The following is a 15,141-nucleotide window of genomic DNA, read 5'->3' on the forward strand; positions in this document are numbered from 1 at the left end:
ATGAAGTTGGGGGAAGGAGTAACGGCATGCGTGTGCTGATCGTCAAGGTATCGTCGCTTGGCGATGTGGTGCATTGCACGCCGGTCGTGGCCGATATCCTGCGGGCCTATCCGGATGCCGAGATCGACTGGGTGGTCGAAGAGGGCTTTGCCGGCATGGTGCGCATCGTGCGCGGTGTGCAGGGTGTGATTCCGTTTGCGCTGCGTCGCTGGCGCAAGTCGCTGGGTTCCGGGAAGACTTGGGGCGAGATGGCAGCCTTTCGCCGCGCGCTGCGCGCCAAGTCGTACGACGCGGTGCTCGATACGCAAGGTCTCATCAAGACTGCGCTGGTTGCGGCCCAGGCCAGGCTGACCCCGAGCGGCTTCGTGGCCGGTTTCGGCAACCGTACCGATGGCGCTGGCTATGAGCCGCTCGCCAAGCTGTTCTACCAGCGCAAGATCATGATGGAGCCGCGCGTGCACGTGGTCGAGCGCTCGCGCCGCATGGTGGCCGAGGCGCTTGGCTACACACTGCCCGCGTCGATCGATTTTGGTCTGCAGCCGTCCGCAGCGTTGTCGTTTGCGATGCCGCGCCCGTACGTTGCGCTGGTGCATGCGACCTCGCGCGCCGACAAGGGCTGGCCCCAGGCAGCCTGGGTGGACGTTGCGCGCGAGCTGCTCGCACGTGACTATGCGATTGCCCTGCCGTGGGGCAGCGAAACCGAGCGCCGTACCAGCGAGGCCATCCGTGAGGCCATCATCGCGGCGGTGCCGGGCACGGTGGGGCGCGTGGTGATTCCACCGCGCATGTCGCTGCCGGACGTGACGGCGTTCCTCAATCAAGCGACGGCTGTGGTGGGCGTGGACACAGGGCTCGTGCACATTGCCGCAGCACTGTGCAAGCCGACAGTGGCGCTCTATAACTTCACGACCGCGTGGCGCACGGGTGGTTATTGGACGCCCAACGTACATGACCTCGGCAGCGCCGAGGCCCACCCCACCAGCGCCCAGGCGCTCGATGCGCTGCGCGCGCTGGGTGTGCTCTGATGCTGCGCTTCCTGTATCGCCTGTTGTGGCGCATTGCGCTGCCTGTTGCATTGCTGCGTCTGTGGTGGCGTGGCCGCAAGGAGCCCGGTTATCGCCAGCACGTTGGCGAGCGGCTCGGCTTCTACCCCTCGCGCGCGAATCCTGATCGCCCGCTGCTGTGGGTGCATGCCGTGTCGGTGGGAGAGACGCGTGCCGCGCAGCCGCTTATCGATGCGCTGCTCGCGCGCTTTCCGCACCACGCTGTGCTGCTGACGCATATGACGCCAACCGGCCGCCGCACGGGTGCCGAGTTCGCGGCGCAGCGTAATGGTCGCGTCATCCAGGCGTATCTGCCGTATGACCTGACTGGGGCCGTTGACCGGTTCTTGCGCCACTTCCAGCCGCGTCTAGGCTTGTTGATGGAGACGGAGATCTGGCCGGTGTTGATCGAGCGTGCCTACGCCGCAGGCGTACCGATGGTGCTCGTCAATGGGCGCCTGTCGGCGCGCAGTCATCGACGTACAGCACGCTTGGGCGATGCCGCACGCGAGACGTATGCGCAGTTGGCCGCCGTGCTCGCACAGACGCCGGACGATGCCGATCGCTACCGCTCGCTTGGTGTGCCGCGTGTGCGCGTGACGGGCAACCTGAAGTTCGACATCACACCGCACGTCGACCAGATCATGGCGGGCCGCGTGCTGCGCGAAGCCTTGCACGGGCGGTATGGGCGTGTGGCCTGGGTGGCGGCCAGCACGCGCGAAGGCGAAGAGACGTTGCTGCTGGAGGCATGGCAGGCACATCGTGCACAGCACGTTGGGCGCCGGCACCCGCTGTTGATTCTCGTGCCGCGCCATCCGCAGCGCTTTGATGAGGTGGCACAGCTTGCCGAGCGCGTGGGCTTGCGTGTTGCGCGTCGCAGCGCGATGACCGTGTCGGCCGCCGGCATGGCGGACGACGCTGGTTTGGGTGAAGCGGATGTCCTGCTTGGTGATTCGATGGGCGAGATGGCGCTGTACTACGCCGCCGCCGAAGCCGCATTCATTGGCGGCAGCCTGTTGCCGCTGGGTGGGCAGAACCTGATCGAGGCATGTGCCGTTGGCACGCCGGTGGTCATCGGCCCGCACACGTTCAACTTTGCGCAGGCCACGCGCGATGCTGTGGCCGCAGGTGCCTGTATGCAGGTGGATGATGCGGCAGCGGTAATGCGCGTGATCGATGCGTGGCTGTCCGACGCCGATGCGCGCGAGACCGCATCACGCGCCGCGCTGGCTTTTGCTGCCACGCATGGCGGGGCGACGGCACGTACGGTGGAGGCGGTGGCATCGCTTGTCTTGCCGACGCTGTAACACGCAAGCCACGTTCGGCACGAAAACTGCGAACTCAATCCGCGCGGCGCAGACTAACGGCTCTTTGCGCAGTTTGCTGTAGTTTGCATTCGCCACTGTTCACGACCCGTTCATGTCTCAATCGAATCGTCCCAAGCCAAGCCTGCTGCAGACGCCACGCCGTGTGGTATTGACGGCAGCGGCCTTGGCCGTGCTGACCGCGGCCACCATCATCGGCGCCGGCTGCATGACGCCCGCACCCACTGGCAAGCCCGCTACCGTAGTGACAAGCATCGCGGCTTCCGCCCCGGTCGCGCAAGCCGTGTCGACGCCTGAAGCGAAGCCTGCTCCCGCCAGCGCCCTACCCAACCCCGGTCAGGCCACCTTGACCCAGGCGCAAGGCGAGGGCCGCTCACGCTTTGTGTTGGTGCGCTGGCAAGAGCCGGGGGCGGCGCCCAAGGAACTGCCCGCGGCGGAGGAAGAGGGGGCCGATCCGACCGCACAGCCGATTGCCATCGAATTCAGCGCAGGCCTGGAAGCTGCCAACGGCGTTGCATCGGGTTACTCGGGCTGCAACCGCTTTACCGGTCCGTACGAGAAGCTCGTCTCGGGCATGCGCTTCGGTAACCTCGCAACGACACGCATGGCGTGTGACCCGGCGCGCATGGTGTTGGAGACGGCTTTCCTGGAGGCGTTGAAATCGCCGTTGGCGACCGTCGGCATGCAGCCGTCGGCTTCGGGGCGACAGGGGCGCCAGGTGATCTGGAAGACTGCCAGCGGTGCGCTGCTGCAGTTTGCAGAGCGGCCGCTGTCGCCGGCAGCAGTAGCGCCGGCGTCGTCACCGAGCGGCCAGAACCACTGATCAGCGCTTGGCGGGTTTGGCGGCGGTGGGTGCCGATTTTGCCAATGCGGGCTTGGCAGCGCGCGGCGGCAGGGCGGTGATGTGGCTTGAGCCGTTGGCCGTGAGCAGCGTGTTCACCTGAATCACATCTGCCTCGTTGAGCGAGCCGGCGGCAGATTTCAGACGCAAGCCATTGACGATAGTGTCGTAGCGCGCACGTGCCAGGTCGCGCCGCGCCTGGAAAAGTTGCGCTTGCGCATTCAGCACGTCGGTGCCGATGCGCACGCCCACGCCATAGGCGAGCTGGTTGGAGTCATACGCCGTACGCGCCGACAGTTCGGCCGCTTCCAGCGCCTTCACCTGCGCCAGCCCTGCAATCACGCCGATATACGCTTGCCTTGCGCCCTGTTCGGCGGCGCGGCGGGCGTACTCCAGGTCGCTCGCAGCTTTGGTTTCCAGCGCGATGTTCTCGCGCACGCGCGACTGGATCGCGCCGCCCGCGAAGATCGGAATCGACACCTGCACGCCGATCTGCGAACTCTCAAAGCGCGCGCCGCCCGGCAGTGACGGCAGGTACTGATTGCCGCTGGCGTTGGTATGACCCGTCTGCGCGACGAGGTCGACGGAGGGCAGATGGCCCGCGTTAGCCTTCTTCACGTCGCGTTCAGCGCTTTGCAGGTTGTACTGGGCCAGCGCCACCTGCAGGTTGCCGCTGCGTGCCTGGTCGACCCAGGGCTCGGGGGTTGCCGGTTCCGGCTGTGGCAGCGCCACGCCGGTGCGTACACCCGCCAACGTGCCGACCGGCTCGCCGACGATCTGCTTGAGCGCCGACTGTTTGACTTCAAGGTCGCTGCGCGCAGCGATGACGGTTGCATCGATGGAGTCGCGCCGCGCTTGCGCGTCGTTGGCATCGGTGATGTTGGCATTGCCGACGTCAAAGTTGCGGCGCGCCTGCTCGTACTGCTGCTGGATCGCGTCGCGCTGCGCGGTGGCGAGCTGTAGCGTGTCCTGTGCGTTGAGCACGTCGAAGTAGGCCTGCGCCGTACGGGTGATGAGGTCGAGCTGTGCCTGCGCGAGCGAGGCCTCGGCGGCTTGCGCGGCGATCTCGCCTTGCTTGTACGTCTCCCAGCGGTCCCAACGGAACAGCGGTTGCGAGAGTGACAGCGTCCAGCCCGTCGATGAGAACGTCTTGTTGAATTCGGCCGGCGCCTTCTGATCGAAGATGACGCGCGTGGAACTCCAGGCACCGCCAACTTGCGGCAGCAGGCCGGCGCGGCCTTGCGTGAGCTTCTCGCGCTGCGCGAGCGATTGCGCGCGGGCCGATGCGAACTGCGGATCGTTGGCCAGTGCGGCGCGGTAAGCGGAGAGGAGATCGGTTGCGGCCGGTACTTCAGGCGCAGGCGTTTGCGCCCACGCCAGTAGCGGCGTTATCGACCAGCACAGCACAACAAGCGAACCGCGCACGGCAAACCGCGCGCAGTGACTGCGAGCAACACTCATAAAGCCCCCGGACGAGGAAAACGTCGGAAGGCAGCGCGGGCACGTCAGAACCTGCTCATGCGAGTCAGGTTGTGAACGGGTTATTGCCCGGCGGCGGCTTCCCCAATCAGTACGTCGCCATCTGCGTGTCCACCTGGTTGGCCCAGGCATGGACGCCGCCTTGCAGGTTGTAGACGCGGGCCGGATCAAAGCCCGCATGCACGATCAGATACTGCGCAACCTGCGCGCTGCGTCCACCGTGGTGGCAGATGCAGACGATGTCTTGGTCAGCTTGCAGCTCGCCGGCACGTACCTGGATCTCATTCATCGGAATGTGTGTGATGCCAGGCAGCGCGCAGATCTCCACCTCTTCAGCCCAGCGCACGTCGAGCAGGACGGGCTTCGCGCGCGATGCGTCGGCGAGCCATTGGGCGAGGGCGGTGGGAGCGAGCTGTTGCATGAAGATTGGGGACGGGCCGGGGTGTGTCAGAAGCGGAACTGCGACGGGACGGGAATGCCCACGAGCGGCGTCACGTAGGTCTCGAACAGGTTGCGCGTCTGGTATTCGGTGTTGGAGATGCGCGTGATGAGCTGCGCTTCCATGACCGGCGCACCGCCCACGAAGATCGACAGGCGGCCACCCACCTTGAGCTGCTTGAGCAGCGCTTCCGGCACGGCCGGCACCGAACCCGACGCGCAGATCACGTCGTACAGGCCATCGCCCCAGCCATTGGCGCCGCTGGCCTCAACCACGTCGACATTGGTGACGCTGTTGCGCGTGAGGTTGTCGCGGGCGAAGGCGATCAGTTCCGGCACGATGTCCAGCGTGGTGACCTGGCGGCCGCGATGCGCCAGCAGGGCAGCCATGTAGCCCGAGCCCGCACCGATTTCGAGCACGTCTTCATGCTTGCGCACGGCCAGCTCCTGCAGCACGCGGGCTTCCACGCGCGGGGCCAGCATGTTCTGGCCGCCGGCCAGCGGGATTTCCATGTCGACGAAGGCCAGCGCGCGGTAAGCCTCGGGCACGTAGTGCTCGCGCTTGACGACCGTCAGCAGGTCGAGCACGTCGGTATCGAGCACGTCCCACGGACGAATTTGCTGCTCGATCATGTTGAACCGGGATTTTTCGATGTCCATGGGCATGCCTTCCATGTGGAGCGCGTAACGCGGATGAGGGTTTGACGACAAACCCGGCATTTTAGCAAGTCCAGAGGACATTCCGGCAGAGAACCTCACGACTGGGTGCCCCCGTTGCCATCAACATCGACATCGGACGGGGTGCGCCACGGCTGCGCCGTGAGCGGAGGTGGCGGCGGAATCACAGCGCCGGGCACCGGATTGCGCAACAGGCCATGCAGCACCAGCGCCACCACATGCGTGATGAACGCCTTCGGCTCCAGCACCTTGGAGGCGCACGGGCCGAACGAGTGCTTCCACATCATCAGGAAGAGCATCGGGGCGGTCAGCGCCAGCGTGGTCAGGTCCACATCGGTTTCGCGGAACTCGCCTTGGGCCACGCCGCGTGCCAGGATGCGCGCGAACAGGCGATCGCAGCGTTCGATGACTTCTTCGTTGTAGTACTGCGCCAGATCGGGAAAGTTGCCCGATTCGGCCATCAGCAGCTTGGTCAGGCCCGAGGCCGGTGATTCGCCAATCAGCTCCCACCAGCCCATCAGGATTTCGTGCAGAAGCGCTTCGCTGGAGCCTTCAAACGTGTCGATCAGGGCTTCGCCCTCGGCCAGGGCGGGCAGCAGATTTTCCTGCACCACGGCCTTGAACAGCTCTTCCTTGTTAGCGAAGTACAGGTAGACCGTGCCCTTGGACACGCCGGCCGCCGAGGCCACATCTTCCAGCCGCGTGGCCGCATAGCCGCGCGCCACGAACAGGTTGAGCGCCGCCGCCACCAGCTCCTGTGGGCGGGCTTCCTTGCGGCGGGTCCAGCGTTTGGCGGAAGACTCGGGTTCTCGATCGGTCACGGCAGCAACTGCAAAAGTGGTGTCAGCCAGTGCACTTTGGCCACTGACTCACGGATAACTTACTTTCCGGTCATTAATGTACGCATGGCGCGAGGATGGGTCAAGCAACATCGGAGCGGTCAATCAGACTGGGCCTCGAATGTGCTGGTGCACAATAGCGGCTTTCCAAGCCAATTCGTTGATCAGGACGGCCATGGACTGCCGACCCCAGTGTGGTGCGTGTTGCATCGCGCCTTCCATCTCCAGCCCGATTCCCGGTATGCCCGACGGCAAGCCGGCCGGCGTGCGTTGCGCACAGCTGGATGACACCAACCGCTGCCGCATCTTCGGCCACCCGGAGCGTCCGGCAGTGTGCGGCAGCCTGCAGCCCGAACCCGACATGTGTGGCGCCACGGCAGTGCACGCCATGCAGTTCCTGACCCGACTCGAGATCGCCACTGCGGCGCATTGATTTGCCATGACCGATTCCACGAAACCCGCTGCTCGCTCGAACCGTTTCCGCTGGTGGGCCGGCGCAGCCGCTGTCGCGGTGACCGTTGCCGTCGTGCTGGTGGCTTGCATGCCGACCGGCTGGACGGGCGACGGCTACACCTTCTCGCGCGGCCAGATGCAGGAAGCACTGGCGCGCAAGTTTCCGTTTCAGCGGCGCTTTCTCGGCTTCTTCGACGTCACGTTGACCAACCCGCAGATTTCGCTGGACCCTGCACGCAACCGCATCGCCATCCAGGCGGACGCGAGCGTGGAAAGCGGCCTGCTGCGCCAGCCGCTGACCGGGCCGCTGGCCATCTCCAGCGGTTTGCACTACGACTCGCCCACGCGTTCGATCCGTCTGGACCAACCCAGTGTCGACCGCTTTGATCTGCAGAACGTGCCCGGCGGATTGGGTCAGCAGATCAGTGGGATCGGCTCGTTGATCGCGGGCCAGTTGCTCAATGATTACGCGGTCTACACGTTCAAGCCGGAGCAGTTGAAAGTGGCCGGCATCGCTGTAGAGCCCGGTACAATCACGGTTTTGCCCGAAGGCGTGCACGTTCAGGCCAAGCGGCCTTGAAGCATTTGCTGTTGTGCGCAGCACGCCCGGCGCCTCGTCTTTCTTCTCCTCCTCTGCTTACTGCATGGACATTGCACTCGTCATCAAAGCGCTGATTCTCGGCATCGTCGAAGGTCTGACCGAGTTTCTTCCTATCTCCAGCACGGGCCACCTCATCCTGGCCGGCCAGTTGCTCGACTTCAATGACGAGAAGGGCAAGATCTTTGAAATCGTGATCCAGTTCGGCGCCATCCTGGCGGTGTGCTGGGAGTTCCGCCACAAGATCATCGAGGTCGTAAAGGGCTTGCCCAGCGACCCGCGCCAACAGCGCTTCGCCATCAACGTGATCGTGGCGACGATTCCCGCGATTACGCTGGCGCTGATCTTCGGCAAGGCGATCAAGGCGCATCTGTTCAACCCGATCGTGGTGGCGTCGGCGTTCATCATCGGCGGCTTCGTGATCCTGTGGGCCGAATGGCGCGAGCGCCATCGCGGCCAGACGCATGACCCGCGCGCCAACGCGCTGCTTGAGGCCGCCAAGGCCGGTGCGCCGCGCATCGAAACGCTCGACGACCTGCGTATTTCGGATGCGATCAAGGTGGGCTTCGCGCAGTGTTTTGCGCTGATTCCGGGCACGTCGCGTTCGGGCTCGACCATCATCGGTGGCCTGCTGTTCGGCCTGTCGCGCAAGGTGGCCACGGAGTTCTCGTTCTTCCTCGCCATCCCCGTGATCTTTGGGGCGACGGTGTACGAGCTGTACAAGTCGCGTGCGTTGCTGTCGGCCGATGACCTGTCGATCTTTGCGGTGGGTTTTGTGGCGGCATTCATCTCCGCATTCTTCTGCGTGCGTTGGCTGCTGAAGTTCATTGCTACGCACGATTTCCGCGGCTTTGCGTGGTACCGGATCATCTTCGGCATCATCGTGCTGGTGACGGCCTATACGCATCTCATCGCCTGGCAGGCTTAAGCCAGTCAGCATTTCCCTTCCTCGGCGCGGGTCTTCGCGCCGTCTGCACGATCGGGCGGATTCGGACACACTGGCGGTTTCTTCCGCCAGCCGCTGACAGCCGGTCCCCCGATCATGAGTGCACTCTTCCAGCCTTTCTCCCTGCGCGGTCTCACGCTTGAGAACCGCATCGTCATCTCGCCGATGTGTCAGTACTCAGCTGACAACGGCCAGGCGACGGCGTGGCATCACACGCACCTAGGTAGCCTGTCGCTTTCGGGTGCGGGGCTGCTGATGATCGAGGCGACCGCCGTGTCGCCGGAAGGGCGCATCACCAACGGCTGCCTAGGCCTGTGGGATGACGTGACCGAAGCCGCGCTGGCACACACGCTCGCGGCCATCCGCCAGAACGCGCTGGTGCCGATCGGTATGCAGATCGCGCATGCGGGCCGCAAGGCGTCGAGTGCGCGGCCGTGGGAGGGTGGTGCGCTGTTGCCGCTCGATGCCGGCGGCTGGGAGACGATGGGCCCGTCCGCGCTGTCGCAACGCCCTGAAGAGCGTGCGCCGCGCGAAATGACCGACGCCGATCTTGCCTGCGTGCGTGATGCGTTTGTCGCCACCGCGCGCCGCGCCGTGCGTCTGGGGATGGCGGCCATCGAATTGCACGCCGCGCACGGCTATCTGCTGCACGAATTCCTCTCGCCGATTGCCAATCAGCGCACCGACGCATACGGCGGCTCACGCGAGAACCGCATGCGTTATCCGCTGGAAATTTTCGATGCTGTGCGGGCCGTGGTGCCGGACAACATTCCGGTGGGCGTGCGCGTATCCGCCACCGACTGGGTGGAGGGCGGCTGGACGCTGGAGGATTCGGTGGTGTTTGCGCAGGCGCTGCGCGCGCGTGGCTGCGACTGGATCGATGCGTCGTCAGGCGGCGTATCGCCGTTGCAGCAGATTCCGTTGTCGACCGGCTACCAAGTGCCGTTTGCCGAGAAGATCCGCAACGAAGCGGAGATCCCGACCATTGCTGTCGGCTTGATCAACGAGGCGCATGAAGCCGAGGCCATCGTGGCGGAGGGGCGTGCGGACCTGGTTGCAGTCGGCCGGGCGTTCCTCTACAACCCGCACTGGGCGTGGGCTGCGGCCGCGGAACTGGGCGCCACCGTCAAGGCGCCGCCGCAGTACTGGCGCGCTTTCCCGCGCCACGCCAAGAACCTCTTTGGCGACACGCATTTCGGCGCGCGTTAATCCACGACCAATCGCGCGTGGGTGTGGTCAGCGCTTGCGGAAGACCACATCCCATACGCCATGCCCAAGGCGCAGGCCGCGCTTCTCGAACTTGGTGACGGGGCGATAGTCGGGGCGCGGCGCGAAGCCGTCGGCGGTGTTCTCAAGCGTCGGCTCGGCGGACAGCACCTCCAGCATCTGGTGGGCGTATTCCTCCCAATCCGTTGCACAGTGCAGATAGCCGCCCGGCTTCAGGTGGGCGGCTAGGCGCGCCACGAACGGGCTCTGGATCAGGCGCCGCTTGTTGTGGCGCTTCTTGTGCCACGGATCCGGGAAGAACACGTGGATGCCATCCAGCGTGCCTTCCGGAATCATCTGGGCCAGCACCTCCACCGCATCGTGCGAGCAGATGCGGATGTTGCCGATCTCGCGTTCGCCGATCAGCTTGAGCAGCGCACCCACGCCCGGCTCGTGCACTTCCACGCCCAGGAAATCGTCGTCCGGACGCAGTTGCGCGATGTGAGCCGTGGTCTCGCCCATGCCGAAGCCGATCTCGAAGATGCGCTTGGCGCCGGCGCGCCCGAAGGCGGCTTCCCAGTCGAGCGGCTCGGCGGCGTAGGGCAATTGGAAGCGCGGGCCGAGTTCGTCGATGGCGCGCTGCTGACCGGTAGACGTGCGGCCGGCGCGGCGCACGTAAGAGCGGATGCGGCGCGGGTGGCCGGTTTCCGGCGCGCCGGATTGATCGTCGTCAGACGGCTCGACGGGCGTGCCGTCGTTGGTGTGTTCGGTGGACTGCATGGCGGATTCACCACGGACGTGGCGGCAATAAAAAAGCCGCCGAGGGCGGCTTGGGAGATGCCCGGATTATAGCAGCGCAGCCCTATCGGCCCGCAGGCGTCGGCACGGACACGGCAGGTGCCAGCGGCGAGTAGGCGGTTCGATCGGGGGCGCGGGCTCGTCCCGCAGGCGGACCAGTTCCGGGCGGGCAGGCAGGTCCGACGGCAGACGGAGGTTCCAAACCAGGCCGACCCTGCGCAAGGCGATCAGCATCCACCAGCCCGGGTCCCACTCGCCGGCAAACAGGCCCAGGCGAGCCGAGCCCGGGTAGGCGTGATGATTGTTGTGCCAGCACTCGCCCATGGTCAGCAGCGACGCAAAGCGGATGTTGTGGCCTTGCACCGCAGCGCCTTGCACCTCGTAGTGCATGCCGCCGTGGTTGTGCGCGAAGTAGCCGATCAGCCAGTGGCCGAACACCCCGGCCGTCACACGCGCGCAGGTCCCCCAGAACACGAAGCTCCACCCGCCCAACCCGTACAGCAGCAACGCGATAGGTAATTGCTGCAGCATCCACGTCCGCTCGAGAAACTGGTAGACGCGATCGTTGGCGATCCGGGGTTCCAACGCGATCCGGGGTGGGTGGGTCAATTGCAATTCACAGTGCAGTTGCCACCAGGCATCCTGCCAGAACGAGCGGCCATGCCGTAGGTAGTCGTGGCAGTCCGGGAGCCGCTGCGCATAGTCACGCAGATCATGCTGGCGCAGCAAGCCGATGGGGCCGGCCAAGCCGACCTGTACGCCAAAGTACACCAGCGTGTACTCCAGCCATTTGGGGCATTGATAGCTATCGTGAATCAGCTTGCGGTGGCTGCCCAGCGAATGCCCCAGCAGCAGAACGCTGCCGGTCGTCAGGACGAAGACAGCGAAGGCTGCCCAACTGAACGTCCAGATGCCACCAACCACCCCTGCCACCGCCATGCCGGTCAACCAAAGCGATTTGACCGGCGCATAGCGGACTTCACCACAGACCACGCTCTGCACATCGGCGGCTTGCACGCGGTGTGTTTTCAGACTCTCGGCAAAATTTTGCACAACAGGTCTCCTTCCCGATGGTGGGAATGCATGACTGCGGTGGTTGCTAGGGTGGGTTGCGCGGCTGCGCGAGACGTCAACCGGGTTTTTCTGTGGCCTTCTTGCGGGATTCCGCCTTGAGCGGGCGAGCAACCGGACACAGCTCGAAGGCATAGCTGGTCAGGCTGTTGACGAGGCTGTCGCCATTGAGCTTGTACAGGACGAACTGGCCGCGCCGCTCGCTGATGACCAACCCGGCGTTCTCCAGTACCGATAGATGGCGCGAGATCGCCGGTGCGCTCATGGCAAAACGCTCGGCAAGCTCAGACGTCGTGAGTTCGGCTTCCGACAGATAGGCCAGGATCTGCCGGCGTGGTGTGGACGCCAACGCTTCAAAGATCTTGTCGATGCTGGTCATGATTCAAGGATTAGCAAATTTGTTAATTTATTGTTTGTCGACGGCGCATCTGGTGTCAAGGCGAATGTGGGAGGGGGCGGGCACAAAAAAAAAACCGGAGCAGTGTCCGGTTTCTTCGAAGAGGCATCGCGGTGAAAAGCAGCGCGATGAAGCGGTATCTGGAGCGGGCGATGGGAATCGAACCCACGGCTCTAGCTTGGGAAGCTAGGGTATTACCATTATACGACGCCCGCGTAGCCCCACATTTTATGCGGGGTTGCGGCGGTTCGGCAAGCGACGAGGATGTTTGCTGACGTGAAAAGTGTCACCACCGTCACCCCGCTCGCTGCATTCGCTGCCCGGTTCGATCCGAGATAAAGTCAGGTGCCGTGCTGCGCAGATGTCAAGGACAAGATCTGATGGGTCCGCGGATCCTTCCTCAGTTGCTCAAGTACCCCCAGAACAGCATGATTGGCATGGAGGGCTTGCTCTTCACTGGATGCCTCTTCCCCATAACGGACCTTGGGTGAGCAGGCAGCCACGGAAAGTAGCGCTGTACTAACGTCAATGCCATGGTGCTGTTTCAGCAGGCCGCCGATGTGCTGAAGGTCATGACCATTGGGGCCACCGGTAGGGTAGCGGGTACCTGCAATGGACAGCAGTCCCTTCAGCGTTTTCTCGACGGCTTGTTGAGAGGCCCATCTAGCCTGCGCGAACCTGTGTCCCAGGACTGCGGCGGTGGACTCGTCATAGTCCGCTCGGGCAAGCGTTAGCAGGTCGGTTTGTGGCAGCTCTTCCCGCCACTGGAGGTTCTCGTGCATGAACACGTGGAACTCGAAATGCTCATGTAGTGCATGATCTGTAAGGCGATCCACTAGTCCTTGCGGAAGCCCTTCCACTTCGCACAGCACATTGAGGCTTGCTTCAGTGCCACGTGACCCAAGACGAATCCCTTGGTTTTTCATGTTCCTATCAATGAACAGCCGCACTTGTCCGTACGTCACTGGAGCGCGCACGCGCCAGATGGCGTTGCCAAGTCGCGTAGGGGCATAGCCAAACGCCCAATCGCTCTTCAAGCGATCTCCGTATGTTTCCTCGTACCACCGATGCGCCTTCGCCATGAGGATATTGCCATCGAACCCGGAGTTGTCTGCGAGCGCTTTTGGCGGGAGAACTTGACCCTCCCAACGAAATGCTTCCCAGAATTTTCTGCCAACATGGATGGGCCGCTGAAAGGGACGCAGTCCTTCGCTAGCCAACGTGCTATCGATAGCTGCCATCAGGGCTTCAAAGTCTGAGATCGATTTGGGATAGCCGGGCCAGGAAAACGTGGTCATGGTCTACTCGTGCAGTCCAGTTATCTTGTTAGGATGATACTAAGAGGGTGCCGGGAGCTAAACCTAGGCCTGCCGTCGAATCGCACGGATTAGCGGCCAACTGCTGGATAGGGAATTTCGATGTAACGCTACGCTGTAAGTTGGCGCCGCCGTGTTGATGAATTTTCATTGGAAGAATCGGGCATGACGTCTTTTTCGGGGCTGTGCGAGGACCTGGGCTGCAAACTGAAAAATTTCCGAAATAGGTGGAGCGCGTACAACGAAACGAAACGGCGTGGCGTTTTCACTGTATGGGCCGATCGTTTAGACCGAAGGGGTAAACCGTACAAGTTCATTGAAGCCGACGCCGAAGATTCCCGAGTCGGAGCCAGAGAACTACAGCGACACATCAACGCCGTCATGACGGACGGTGCAGAAGCGTTCGGAATATTATGCGAAGCCAAAGATATAGCGGCGGTTCCTCGGTCACGTAAGCGCTTTGATCCAGACGTATTGCTTGTTCTGCGGTTCACCATAGAGAAGGGTATCTATGTCGCATACGTTGTTGGGGAGGTGAGCGCGTCTGCTGTGAGGAGCGGGCAGAGCGCAACGAATATCCTTCGATGGACAGATGCGCTCGACGATTTGCTGAACGAACCTATCGGGTCCGCTGCACCCAGGCGCGTAACTGGAGTGGCGTCAGTGTTTATGCGCGATTCGAGAATACGAGAAGCTGTTCTTGCGCGCGCAAAGGGTAGATGCGAGTACTGTGGCCAACAGGGTTTTGAAGTGGCGAATGGGGCGCGATATTTGGAGGCACATCATATCATTGGCTTGGCACGTCAAGGGCCGGACACCATGGACAATGTTATTGCCCTTTGCGCCAATCATCATCGCGAGGCTCACTTCGGTAAGGATGCTCAGAACCTGGAAAAAAAACTGCGCAGGAAACTTAAGGCTTTGCGAAGAGGAACCATGAGGGATTAGCGCAGTGAACTTCGACTACGTATTGACCCTCGTAGCGGTGAACGTCACGACTGCTGTGCCTCCGGAGTACGTACCGCCGGAGCACCATCTGGGAATATTTCTTGCAGCCGATCAGAAAGATTATTTTGATAGTCGGCGATCTGGGGATTCTTGCTTTTCCCGTTGTGTGCCAGATCCCAAAGCATTGCGACCGCTCCACGAACAGCCAGCTCAGCGTTAATGGCGCGGAAATAAACAAACCGCCACTCGACTCCCACATCGAGTTCAGGATGGAGAAGCGCCGCTTCTATCTTTCCTGACGGATGGACTGCAAGGTCACGAAACCGATAGAGTTCCTTAAGATTGGTTCGTAGCGTCGTTGCCCCCTGGGGTTTCAACCCGAAGGCTCGTCTAACCACCTCGGCGACCTGCGTGTAGCGTGAAGTCCTCCCGTTACGCCACTTCTCTGCAAGCAAAGTCGGAATGTCGACATGCTGTCGCAGGACAGCATAGACAGCGTCCCAAGCTATTGCAGCCGCCATGATGGCCTGCATTGATGCCTCGAACTCAACCTCAAGCGTTCGCGATTTGGCGCTTTCATCGCTGCCGGCCCATGCTAGCTGACGTTCGGTGCGTGCGACCAGCGCGGCGTCGAGGTGGCGCTTGGCGATCTGAATCCAAGTGGGGCACACGTCAAATCGTACGTGCAAGGTGAGCGGGTCCGCCTCCAGTTCACCATTGCCATTGAGTCGAATAGAGAAGCTTGGAATGGCTACCTGTTGATTT

17 protein-coding genes and 1 tRNA gene are annotated in these 15,141 nt (G+C 63.0%); 8 read left to right on the forward strand and 10 right to left on the reverse strand.

What is annotated here, in order from left to right; genetic code table 11:
* Positions 1-26: 26 nt before the first annotated feature.
* The 3 genes from waaC to C404_RS52150 all read left to right on the forward strand — a co-directional run bounded on the left by waaC (position 27) and on the right by C404_RS52150 (position 3,191).
* Entirely contained in the window at positions 27-1,025 is a 999-nt protein-coding gene (gene waaC, locus C404_RS52140) for a lipopolysaccharide heptosyltransferase I (protein WP_021196784.1), read from the forward strand.
* Positions 1,025-2,350: a lipid IV(A) 3-deoxy-D-manno-octulosonic acid transferase gene (gene waaA, locus C404_RS52145; protein WP_021196785.1), complete on the forward strand. Its 1,326-nt coding sequence runs from the start codon at positions 1,025-1,027 to the stop codon at positions 2,348-2,350. Before waaC ends, waaA begins: the two co-directional genes overlap by 1 nt.
* A gap of 112 nt (positions 2,351-2,462) precedes the next feature.
* Complete coding sequence (locus C404_RS52150; RefSeq protein ID WP_021196786.1) at positions 2,463-3,191, forward strand: META domain-containing protein; 729 nt, start codon at positions 2,463-2,465, stop codon at positions 3,189-3,191.
* On the opposite strand, the gene C404_RS52155 is transcribed toward C404_RS52150, so the two are convergent.
* The 4 genes from C404_RS52155 to C404_RS52170 form a co-directional block, all read right to left on the reverse strand.
* The gene (locus C404_RS52155) at positions 3,192-4,670 is read right to left on the reverse strand and encodes a TolC family outer membrane protein (RefSeq protein WP_031329941.1); all 1,479 of its coding nucleotides are present in this window, start codon (positions 4,668-4,670) and stop codon (positions 3,192-3,194) included. It lies immediately after the preceding gene.
* A gap of 106 nt (positions 4,671-4,776) precedes the next feature.
* A complete protein-coding gene (locus C404_RS52160) occupies positions 4,777-5,109 on the reverse strand; it encodes a rhodanese-like domain-containing protein (protein WP_021196788.1) in 333 nt (110 codons plus the stop codon).
* 26 nt (positions 5,110-5,135) lie between these two features.
* Entirely contained in the window at positions 5,136-5,786 is a 651-nt protein-coding gene (locus C404_RS52165; RefSeq protein WP_031329942.1) for a protein-L-isoaspartate O-methyltransferase family protein, read from the reverse strand.
* A 95-nt stretch (positions 5,787-5,881) separates the two neighbouring features.
* A complete protein-coding gene (locus C404_RS52170) occupies positions 5,882-6,625 on the reverse strand; it encodes a TetR/AcrR family transcriptional regulator (protein ID WP_021196790.1) in 744 nt (247 codons plus the stop codon).
* Between the two features lie 193 nt (positions 6,626-6,818).
* On the opposite strand from C404_RS52170, the gene C404_RS0130325 reads away from it, so the two are divergent.
* From C404_RS0130325 to C404_RS52185, 4 genes are all read left to right on the forward strand, one after another.
* Positions 6,819-7,076: a YkgJ family cysteine cluster protein gene (locus C404_RS0130325; protein ID WP_080981294.1), complete on the forward strand. Its 258-nt coding sequence runs from the start codon at positions 6,819-6,821 to the stop codon at positions 7,074-7,076.
* A 6-nt stretch (positions 7,077-7,082) separates the two neighbouring features.
* A complete protein-coding gene (locus C404_RS52175; protein ID WP_021196792.1) occupies positions 7,083-7,676 on the forward strand; it encodes a DUF1439 domain-containing protein in 594 nt (197 codons plus the stop codon).
* Between the two features lie 64 nt (positions 7,677-7,740).
* Positions 7,741-8,622, forward strand: coding sequence for an undecaprenyl-diphosphate phosphatase (locus C404_RS52180; protein ID WP_021196793.1), 882 nt, complete (start codon positions 7,741-7,743; stop codon positions 8,620-8,622).
* A 114-nt stretch (positions 8,623-8,736) separates the two neighbouring features.
* The gene (locus tag C404_RS52185; RefSeq protein WP_021196794.1) at positions 8,737-9,849 is read left to right on the forward strand and encodes an NADH:flavin oxidoreductase/NADH oxidase; all 1,113 of its coding nucleotides are present in this window, start codon (positions 8,737-8,739) and stop codon (positions 9,847-9,849) included.
* 27 nt (positions 9,850-9,876) lie between these two features.
* Here the strand turns inward: C404_RS52185 and trmB are convergent, their stop codons facing one another.
* From trmB to C404_RS52210, 5 genes are all read right to left on the reverse strand, one after another.
* Positions 9,877-10,626 carry a tRNA (guanosine(46)-N7)-methyltransferase TrmB gene (gene trmB / locus C404_RS52190; RefSeq protein ID WP_021196795.1) on the reverse strand — a complete coding sequence of 250 codons (750 nt, stop codon included), beginning with the start codon at positions 10,624-10,626 and terminating at the stop codon, positions 9,877-9,879.
* 66 nt (positions 10,627-10,692) lie between these two features.
* A complete protein-coding gene (locus C404_RS52195; RefSeq protein WP_021196796.1) occupies positions 10,693-11,697 on the reverse strand; it encodes an acyl-CoA desaturase in 1,005 nt (334 codons plus the stop codon).
* A 76-nt stretch (positions 11,698-11,773) separates the two neighbouring features.
* Positions 11,774-12,094: a metalloregulator ArsR/SmtB family transcription factor gene (locus C404_RS52200; protein WP_021196797.1), complete on the reverse strand. Its 321-nt coding sequence runs from the start codon at positions 12,092-12,094 to the stop codon at positions 11,774-11,776.
* A gap of 159 nt (positions 12,095-12,253) precedes the next feature.
* Positions 12,254-12,327, reverse strand: a tRNA-Gly gene (locus C404_RS52205).
* A gap of 126 nt (positions 12,328-12,453) precedes the next feature.
* The gene (locus C404_RS52210) at positions 12,454-13,410 is read right to left on the reverse strand and encodes a HEPN domain-containing protein (protein WP_021196798.1); all 957 of its coding nucleotides are present in this window, start codon (positions 13,408-13,410) and stop codon (positions 12,454-12,456) included.
* A 183-nt stretch (positions 13,411-13,593) separates the two neighbouring features.
* Here C404_RS52210 and C404_RS59560 point away from each other — a divergent pair, with 183 nt between their 5' ends.
* Positions 13,594-14,376 carry an HNH endonuclease gene (locus C404_RS59560; protein ID WP_053092010.1) on the forward strand — a complete coding sequence of 261 codons (783 nt, stop codon included), beginning with the start codon at positions 13,594-13,596 and terminating at the stop codon, positions 14,374-14,376.
* A 44-nt stretch (positions 14,377-14,420) separates the two neighbouring features.
* Here C404_RS59560 and C404_RS60325 read toward each other — a convergent pair.
* On the reverse strand, positions 14,421-15,141 hold a 721-nt coding region (locus C404_RS60325), incomplete at its 5' end, for a hypothetical protein (protein WP_160170185.1).

This window comes from Ralstonia sp. AU12-08, from assembly GCF_000442475.1.
In the GTDB taxonomy this organism is placed as follows: Bacteria; Pseudomonadota; Gammaproteobacteria; order Burkholderiales; family Burkholderiaceae; genus Ralstonia; species Ralstonia insidiosa.

Excerpts from the sequence above, each read along its gene's own strand:
- waaC (WP_021196784.1), top strand. The coding sequence starts at position 27 with ATGCGTGTGCTGATCGTCAAGGTATCGTCGCTTGGCGATGTGGTGCAT.
- waaA (WP_021196785.1), top strand. The coding sequence starts at position 1,025 with ATGCTGCGCTTCCTGTATCGCCTGTTGTGGCGCATTGCGCTGCCTGTT.
- C404_RS52150 (WP_021196786.1), top strand. The coding sequence starts at position 2,463 with ATGTCTCAATCGAATCGTCCCAAGCCAAGCCTGCTGCAGACGCCACGC.
- C404_RS52155 (WP_031329941.1), bottom strand. The coding sequence starts at position 4,670 with ATGAGTGTTGCTCGCAGTCACTGCGCGCGGTTTGCCGTGCGCGGTTCG.
- C404_RS52160 (WP_021196788.1), bottom strand. The coding sequence starts at position 5,109 with ATGCAACAGCTCGCTCCCACCGCCCTCGCCCAATGGCTCGCCGACGCA.
- C404_RS52165 (WP_031329942.1), bottom strand. The coding sequence starts at position 5,786 with ATGGACATCGAAAAATCCCGGTTCAACATGATCGAGCAGCAAATTCGT.
- C404_RS0130325 (WP_080981294.1), top strand. The coding sequence starts at position 6,819 with ATGGACTGCCGACCCCAGTGTGGTGCGTGTTGCATCGCGCCTTCCATC.
- C404_RS52175 (WP_021196792.1), top strand. The coding sequence starts at position 7,083 with ATGACCGATTCCACGAAACCCGCTGCTCGCTCGAACCGTTTCCGCTGG.
- C404_RS52180 (WP_021196793.1), top strand. The coding sequence starts at position 7,741 with ATGGACATTGCACTCGTCATCAAAGCGCTGATTCTCGGCATCGTCGAA.
- C404_RS52185 (WP_021196794.1), top strand. The coding sequence starts at position 8,737 with ATGAGTGCACTCTTCCAGCCTTTCTCCCTGCGCGGTCTCACGCTTGAG.
- trmB (WP_021196795.1), bottom strand. The coding sequence starts at position 10,626 with ATGCAGTCCACCGAACACACCAACGACGGCACGCCCGTCGAGCCGTCT.
- C404_RS52200 (WP_021196797.1), bottom strand. The coding sequence starts at position 12,094 with ATGACCAGCATCGACAAGATCTTTGAAGCGTTGGCGTCCACACCACGC.
- C404_RS52210 (WP_021196798.1), bottom strand. The coding sequence starts at position 13,410 with ATGACCACGTTTTCCTGGCCCGGCTATCCCAAATCGATCTCAGACTTT.
- C404_RS59560 (WP_053092010.1), top strand. The coding sequence starts at position 13,594 with ATGACGTCTTTTTCGGGGCTGTGCGAGGACCTGGGCTGCAAACTGAAA.